Source organism: Pseudorhodoplanes sp. (assembly GCF_035565855.1).
GTDB lineage: Bacteria > Pseudomonadota > Alphaproteobacteria > Rhizobiales > Xanthobacteraceae > Pseudorhodoplanes.
The window spans coordinates 1-7,237 of sequence record NZ_DATMRX010000174.1 but is presented as its reverse complement, the minus strand read 5'-3'; the positions used below and the strand labels follow the sequence as shown (position 1 = coordinate 7,237).

6 protein-coding genes are annotated in these 7,237 nt (G+C 63.6%); 5 read left to right on the top strand and 1 reads right to left on the bottom strand.

Translation table 11 applies throughout. The features are described 5' to 3' along the window. Positions 1-594: 594 nt before the first annotated feature. Genes VN004_RS09525 through VN004_RS09515 form a run of 3 tightly spaced genes read left to right on the top strand, consistent with a single transcriptional unit; the run spans position 595 to position 4,305 of the window. Positions 595-1,065, top strand: coding sequence for a (2Fe-2S)-binding protein (locus tag VN004_RS09525; protein WP_325609319.1), 471 nt, complete (start codon positions 595-597; stop codon positions 1,063-1,065). A 38-nt stretch (positions 1,066-1,103) separates the two neighbouring features. Next, entirely contained in the window at positions 1,104-3,467 is a 2,364-nt protein-coding gene (locus VN004_RS09520) for a xanthine dehydrogenase family protein molybdopterin-binding subunit (protein ID WP_325609317.1), read from the top strand. 19 nt (positions 3,468-3,486) lie between these two features. Beyond that, entirely contained in the window at positions 3,487-4,305 is an 819-nt protein-coding gene (locus VN004_RS09515; RefSeq protein WP_325609315.1) for a xanthine dehydrogenase family protein subunit M, read from the top strand. A gap of 139 nt (positions 4,306-4,444) precedes the next feature. Here the strand turns inward: VN004_RS09515 and VN004_RS09510 are convergent, their stop codons facing one another. Next, positions 4,445-4,972, bottom strand: a complete 528-nt coding sequence (locus VN004_RS09510; protein WP_325609313.1) for a VOC family protein — start codon at positions 4,970-4,972, stop codon at positions 4,445-4,447. Positions 4,973-5,104: 132 nt separating this feature from the next. Here VN004_RS09510 and VN004_RS09505 point away from each other — a divergent pair, with 132 nt between their 5' ends. Both VN004_RS09505 and VN004_RS09500 read left to right on the top strand, forming a co-directional pair. Next, positions 5,105-6,034: a MoxR family ATPase gene (locus tag VN004_RS09505; protein ID WP_325609311.1), complete on the top strand. Its 930-nt coding sequence runs from the start codon at positions 5,105-5,107 to the stop codon at positions 6,032-6,034. Positions 6,035-6,062: 28 nt separating this feature from the next. Then, positions 6,063-7,237 (top strand): VWA domain-containing protein (locus VN004_RS09500; RefSeq protein WP_325609309.1); only part of this gene is annotated, 1,175 nt, incomplete at its 3' end.

The window sequence follows — 7,237 nt, the reverse complement described above, 5'->3', positions numbered from 1 at the left end:
ACGCAAGTCACTGGCGAGCGCTGCAAGCGGGGTCAGGATTCCAGGCTGGTATTGCGCAAGACCGTTAAAGAGGAGCGCGGTCGGCTTGACGACGACGGATTGAGCGGCGGCAGGGGTCGCGATCAACGCCGCGGCGAGGGCGAGTGCGAATTTCATGTACGCTTTACTCGTTACGCAATGCGGTTGGTTTAAGGCGAAGCCGTAAACCCAAAATTACCTACGACACGTTTGGCTAATATGGGCCTAACGCACACTCCACCCATTGATACCGGTCGTGTGCTTCGGATCGCCGATCTGGATTTTTTGGTGAAGGAATTGCGGCAGCGGCGCGGTTATGCCCAACTTTGAGGGAGGAACTAAAGTGCGCTCGCGATCCGTCCCGGACTCATTCAGCGCGTGTGTTGCACGAGCGCCGCATCCGGTCCGGCGGCTCGGACGCCCTTTTCGACCACGCGCCGCTTGACGCGGTTCCGACGCCTGTTAAGACTTGTTCCCGTTCCAGACTGCTGAAAACGGCGAGATTTCGGTTCCGGAGGGAGCGGGTCGGCCGGTTTCGGGCCAAGAACACTGCGATTTCAAGCCCGGGAGGACCTCATGGCATCCGTCACGATGACCGTGAATGGCAAACAGACCAGCGCCGATGTCGACGAGCGCACCTTGCTGGTGCAATTCCTGCGCGAGAATCTGAGGCTGACCGGCACCCATGTGGGCTGCGACACCTCGCAATGCGGCGCCTGCGTCGTCCATGTCGACGGCGTCGCTCGCAAGAGCTGCACGACCTTCGCCTGGCAGGTCGATGGCTGCAAGATTACCACGATCGAAGGCGTGGCCAATGGATCGCAGTTGCATCCGATGCAGGAGGCCTTCCGCGAACATCACGGTCTGCAATGCGGCTTCTGCACGCCGGGAATGATCATGGCCGCGATCGACATGGTCAATCGCAAGGGCCACGACCTCGACGACAAGACGATTCGTCACGAACTCGACGGCAATCTGTGCCGTTGCACCGGCTACCATAACATCGTGAAGGCGATCGCTGCCGGCGCGAAGGCGATGAAGAAGTAACGAAACGAACTCGCCGACAATTCGGGAAGGAGTCTGCCATGACTGCCACCGGAATTGGCGCTCCCGTGCGCCGCAAGGAAGATCAGCGTTTCATCACCGGCAAGGGTCACTACACCGACGATCACGCGAGGCCGGGACAGGTCTACGCCTATTTCCTCCGCTCGCCGCATGCCCATGCGCGGATCAGGAAGATCGACACCACGCAGGCGCAGAGCATGCCCGGCGTCGTCGCGATCTGGACCGGACAGGAATTCGCCGCCGACAAGCTCGGGCCGCTGATCTGCGGCTGGATGATCAATTCCAAGGACGGCTCGCCGATGAAGATGGCGCCGCATCCGGCGCTCGCGGCCGGCAAGGTCAGCCATGTCGGCGATGCCTATGCGGTGGTGATCGCCGAGACACTGGCGCAGGCAAAGGACGCCGCCGAGAAGGTCGTGACCGATTTCGAGGTGCTGCCGGCGGTGATCGATCCCGCGCAGGCGCAGGCGCAGGGCGCGCCACAGATTCACGAGGTTGCGCCGAACAACACCATCTACAACTGGCATATCGGCGATCCGGCCGCGAATGACGCGGCGATGAAGAAGGCCAGGCACATCACCCGGCTCGACTTCATCAATAACCGCCTGGTGCCGAACGCGCTCGAGCCGCGCTCGGCGCTCGCCGAATTCGATCCCGGCTCGGAGCATTTTACGCTCTGGACCACCAGCCAGAACCCGCATGTCGCGCGGCTCGTGATCTCTGCCTTTATCGGCGTTGCACCCGAGCACAAGCTGCGTGTCATCGCGCCGGATGTCGGCGGCGGCTTCGGGTCGAAGATCTTCATCTATCCGGAAGAGGTGGTCTGCCTGTGGGCCGCCAAGAAGGTGGCGCGTCCGGTGAAATGGACCGCGGACCGTTCGGAGGCGTTCATCACCGATGCGCATGGCCGCGACCATGTCACTCATGCCGAGCTCGGTTTCGACGAGAACAACAAGATCGTCGGCATGCGGGTCAAGACCATCGCCAATCTCGGCGCCTATATGTCGACCTTCTCCTCGGCGGTGCCGACCTATCTCTACGCGACGCTGCTGTCGGGGCAGTACGACATCCCCTCGATCTATTGCGAGGTGGATTCGGTCTACACCAACACGGTGCCGGTCGATGCCTATCGCGGGGCAGGGCGGCCGGAAGCGACCTTCGTGGTCGAACGCCTGATCGAAGTCTCCGCGCGCGAACTCGGCGTCGATCCGGCGGAGCTGCGCCGGAAGAATTTCGTTCGCAATTTCCCGTACCAGACCGTCGTCGCCTCTCTCTATGACGCGGGCGATTACGATGCCTCCCTCGCCAAGGCGATGGAGATCCACGACGTGAAGGGCTTCAAGCAGCGCAAGCGCGAGAGCGCAAAACGCGGCAAGCTCCGCGGCATCGGCTATTCGACCTATATCGAAGCCTGCGGGATCGCGCCGTCCGCGGTGGTCGGATCGCTCGGCGCAGGCGTCGGCTTGTGGGAATCCGCCGAAGTGCGGGTGAATCCGACGGGTTCGGTGGAAATCCTGACCGGCTGCCATCAGCACGGCCAGGGACATGAGACCACCTTCGCGCAACTCGTGTCCGACCGGCTCGGCATCCCGATCGACAACGTCACGGTGGTGCATGGCGACACCGACAAGGTGCAGTTCGGCATGGGCACTTACGGCTCGCGCTCCGGCGCCGTCGGCATGTCGGCGATCGTCAAGGCGCTCGACAAGGTTGAGGCCAAGGCGAAGAAGATCGCTGCGCATCTGCTCGAAGCCGCCGAAGGCGACATCGAGTTCAAGGACGGCAAGTTCTCGGTGGCGGGCACCGACAAGTCGATCGGCTTCGGCGATCTCGCGCTGCAGGCTTATGTCGGCCACAAATTCCCGACGAGCGAGATCGAGCCGGGCCTGAAGGAAGGCGCGTTCTACGATCCGACCAATTTCACCTTTCCGGCGGGTTGCCACATCTGCGAACTCGAGGTCGATCCGGACACCGGCGCGGTGACGATCGACAAATGGACCGCGGTGGACGATTTCGGCACGGTCATCAATCCGATGATCGTGGAAGGGCAGGTGCACGGCGGCATCGCCCAGGGCGTCGGTCAGGCGCTGCTGGAGCATGCGGTCTATGACAAGGACGGTCAGCTCATGTCCGGCTCGTTCATGGATTACGCCATGCCGCGTGCCTGGAATTTCCCGACTTTCAAGGTCGACGTGACCAAGACCGAATGCCCGTCGAACCCGCTCGGCATCAAGGGATGCGGAGAGGCGGGCGCGATCGCCGCACCCGCCGCGGTCATGAACGCCATCACCAATGCCATTGGCACCGAACAGATCGACATGCCGGCGACGCCGGCCGCGGTCTGGCGCGCGCTGAAGCAATCGGCGCCTGCGCGCGCCGCCTGATTTCGAAAGGACCAAGACAATGTACGCATTCAAATTCGAGCGTCCGACCACGGTGAAACAGGCGGTGGCGCTGCTCACCGGCAACGAGGACGCAAAGGCTCTCGCCGGCGGCCATTCGCTGATCCCGGTGATGAAGCAGCGGCTCGCGGCGCCGAAGCTGCTCGTCGATCTGTCGAAGATCGAAGGGCTCAGCGGCATCGAGGTGACGCCGCGCACCGTCACCATCAAGGCCATGACCAAGCATCGCGACGTCGCGAATTCGAAGGAATTGCTGGAGGTGATGCCCGCACTCGCCAGCGTCCCGGATTCGATCGGCGATCCGCATGTACGCGGCACCGGCACCATCGGCGGCTCGGTCGCCAACAACGATCCGAACGCCGATTATCCGGCGGCCTGCCTCGGTCTCGGCGCGACCATCGTCACCAACAAGCGCAAGATCGCGGCCGACGATTACTTCAAGGGGATGTTCGAAACTGCGCTCGAGCCGGACGAGATCATCACCGAGATCGCCTTCCCGATCGTGAAGAAGGCCGCGTACGTGAAGTTCAAGCATCCGGCTTCGGGCTTCGCGCTGGTCGGCGTGTTCGTGTCGAAGCGCTCGTCGGAAATCCGTGTCGCCGCGACCGGTGCCGGATCGAATGGCGTGTTCCGCATCCCGCAATTCGAGGAGGCGCTCAAGAAGCGCTTCGCGCCGAAGTCGCTCGAAGGCATCACGCTGTCGCCGGACGGCATGAACTCCGACATTCACGGTTCGGCGGAATATCGTGCGCACCTCGTCGGCGTGATGGCGCGCCGCGCGGTGGCTGCGGCGAACGAGCGCGGCGGCGAGGACGAGTAGGGCGCTCGTCCGACGACGATCTCTTCACAGTCACGAAAACGGTCATGCCCGGCCTTGTGCCGGGCATCCACGTTTTAGGACGGCGAGAACAAAAGACATGGATGGCCGGGACAAGCCCGGCCATGACGGGTGACCGGATTCAGGACGAGGCGAGGGCTTCGTCAGAGGGCGCCGGCTCCAGCTCCGCCAGCAGGCTTCGCAGGTTCAGCGGCTCGGTCTTCATCTGGATTCCGCCATCCGCGTCGCGCGGCCATTCCTCGCGCGGGCGATCCCAGTAAAGCTCAACGCCGTTGTCGTCGAAGTCGCGCAGATACAGCGCCTCGCTGACGCCATGGTCGCTCGCGCCGTCGAGCTGGATGCCCGCCTTGATCAGCCGGCGCAGCGCATCGGCGAGGAGCCGTCGCGTGGGGTACAGGATCGCGATGTGGTAGAGACCGGTGGTGCCCGGCGCGGGCGGCTGGCCGCCGCGGCTCTCCCAGGTGTTGAGCGCGATGTGATGATGATAGCCGCCGGCCGACATGAACACGGCGCCGGGGCGGCGATAGGTCTCCTCGAAGCCCAGCACATCCCGGTAGAACGGCACGGCACGGTCGAGATTGGCGACCTTCAGATGCACGTGGCCGATCCGGACGCCCGGATCGATCGGGTGGGCGGGCGTGTCGGACATGGCTGCTTCCTCGGCTGTGGCGTTCACGGTGCGTGGAACCGCGCTATATGTAGGCTGGACGTTGCGCCGGGCAAGCTGGCATATCCGGGCATTCCGGCGCCCCGGAACGACACGTTTTGAAAAGGTTTGCAGGTGACCAAAGCCACGCCAGTCGCCGTTCCGGCCTCCATCGACGACACGCTGAAACTGCTGACGGCCGGGGATTATGTCGGCGACCGGTCGCTCGCGACGGTGCTTTTTCTGGCGCTGAAAATGGGTCGGCCGCTGTTCCTGGAAGGCGAGGCGGGCGTCGGCAAGACCGAGATCGCCAAGGTGCTGAGCGAGACGCTGGGCCGCAAGCTGATCCGTCTGCAATGCTACGAAGGGCTCGACGTTTCGGCCGCTGTCTATGAATGGAATTATGCCGCGCAGATGATCGCGATCCGGCTGGGCGAGGCCGAGGGCAACACCGACCGCGGGCGGCTGGAGGACGACGTGTTCTCCGAACGCTTCCTGATCAAGCGGCCGCTGTTGCAGGCACTCGAACCCGACACCGCCGGCGCACCCGTTCTGCTGATCGACGAACTCGACCGCACCGACGAGGCTTTCGAAGCCTTCCTGCTCGAAGTGCTGGCCGACTATCAGGTCACCATCCCCGAACTCGGCACGGTGAAGGCGCCGCATCCTCCGATCGTCATCATCACGTCGAACCGTACCCGCGAAATCCACGACGCGCTGAAGCGCCGCTGTCTCTATCACTGGGTCGGCTATCCGGATGCCGAACGCGAGCTTGCAATCGTGCGCACCAAGGTGCCGGGGATCGCCGAGAAGCTGTCGGCGGAGATCGTCCATTTCGTGCAGCGCCTGCGCAAGATGGATTTGTTCAAGGCGCCGGGCGTTGCCGAGACGCTGGATTTCGCAACCGCCTTGTCGGAGCTCGATGTGGTGGCGCTCGATCCTGCGACGGTGTCGGATACGCTCGGCGTGCTGCTGAAGTATCAGGACGATATCGCGCGGCTCGACGGCACCAAGGTGAAGGAATTGCTGGACGACGTGCGCGCGCAGATGAAGGCGGCGGAGTAAGCGGTAATGACGGGTCGAGAGACCTAAAATGGAAGCCCAGGGCCGGCTCGCCGAGAACATCGTCTATTTCGCGCGCGCATTGCGCACGGCCGGCATTCCCGTCGGTCCCGGCTCGGTGATGGATGCGCTTGAGGCTCTGCGCGTCGCCGGCATCTCGAACCGGCAAGACTTCTACTGGACGCTGCACGCCGTGTTCGTGAAACGGCACGAGCACACGATCCTGTTCGATCAGGCGTTCCAGATCTTCTTCCGCAAGCGCGCCTATTTCGATCAGCTGATGGCGATGATGCTGCCGCAGGTGGTGCCGCAGAAGGACAATGCGCCACCGCCTCCGGCTGCGAAGCGCGTGCTCGACGCAATGTTCAAGAGCCAGCAGAAACCTCAGGAAGAGAAGAAGAAAGAGGTCGAGCTCGATGCGCGGCTGACGGTGTCCGACCGCGAGGTGCTGGAAAAGAAGGATTTCGCGCAGATGTCGGCCGCCGAGATCGCCGAGGCGAAACAGGCGATCGCCAAGCTGGTGCTGCCGCTCGACGAGGTGAAGACGCGGCGCCTTCGGCCGTCGCTCCACGGTCACATGATCGACCTGCGCCGTACGCTGCGCTCCAGCATGAAGGCGGGGGGCGCGGTGATCGACCTGAAATATCTCGGGCCGAAGACGCGCCAGCCGCCGATTGTGGCGCTGCTCGATATCTCGGGCTCGATGAGTCAATACACGCGGCTGTTCCTGCATTTTCTCCATGCGGTGACGGACAATCGCAAGCGCGTGTCGACCTTCCTGTTCGGGACGCGGCTCACCAATGTCACCCGTGCGCTGAAGCAGAAGGATCCCGACGAGGCGCTGGCCGCCTGTTCCGGTGGGGTGCTGGACTGGTCGGGCGGCACGCGCATTGCGCCGTCGCTCGCCGCGTTCAACCGGCAATGGAGCCGGCGCGTGCTGGGGCAGGGCGCGGTGGTGCTTCTGATCACTGACGGGCTCGAGCGCGAGCCCGGCAGTCAGCTTGGTTTCGAGATGGACCGGTTGCACCGCTCCTGCCGGCGGCTGATCTGGCTCAACCCGCTGCTGCGGTTCGATGGCTTCGAGGCCAAGGCGAGCGGCATCAGGACCATGTTGCCGCATGTTGACGAATTGCGGCCGATCCACAATCTCAATGCGATGAAGGATCTGTGCCGCGCGCTGTCGGCCGATGGAGACGGCAAGGCCGA

What these genes read in the sequence shown, in the direction of transcription:
- VN004_RS09525 (WP_325609319.1), top strand. Translation starts at nt 595, where the DNA reads ATGGCATCCGTCACGATGACCGTGAATGGCAAACAGACCAGCGCCGAT.
- VN004_RS09515 (WP_325609315.1), top strand. Translation starts at nt 3,487, where the DNA reads ATGTACGCATTCAAATTCGAGCGTCCGACCACGGTGAAACAGGCGGTG.
- VN004_RS09510 (WP_325609313.1), bottom strand. Translation starts at nt 4,972, where the DNA reads ATGTCCGACACGCCCGCCCACCCGATCGATCCGGGCGTCCGGATCGGC.
- VN004_RS09520 (WP_325609317.1), top strand. Translation starts at nt 1,104, where the DNA reads ATGACTGCCACCGGAATTGGCGCTCCCGTGCGCCGCAAGGAAGATCAG.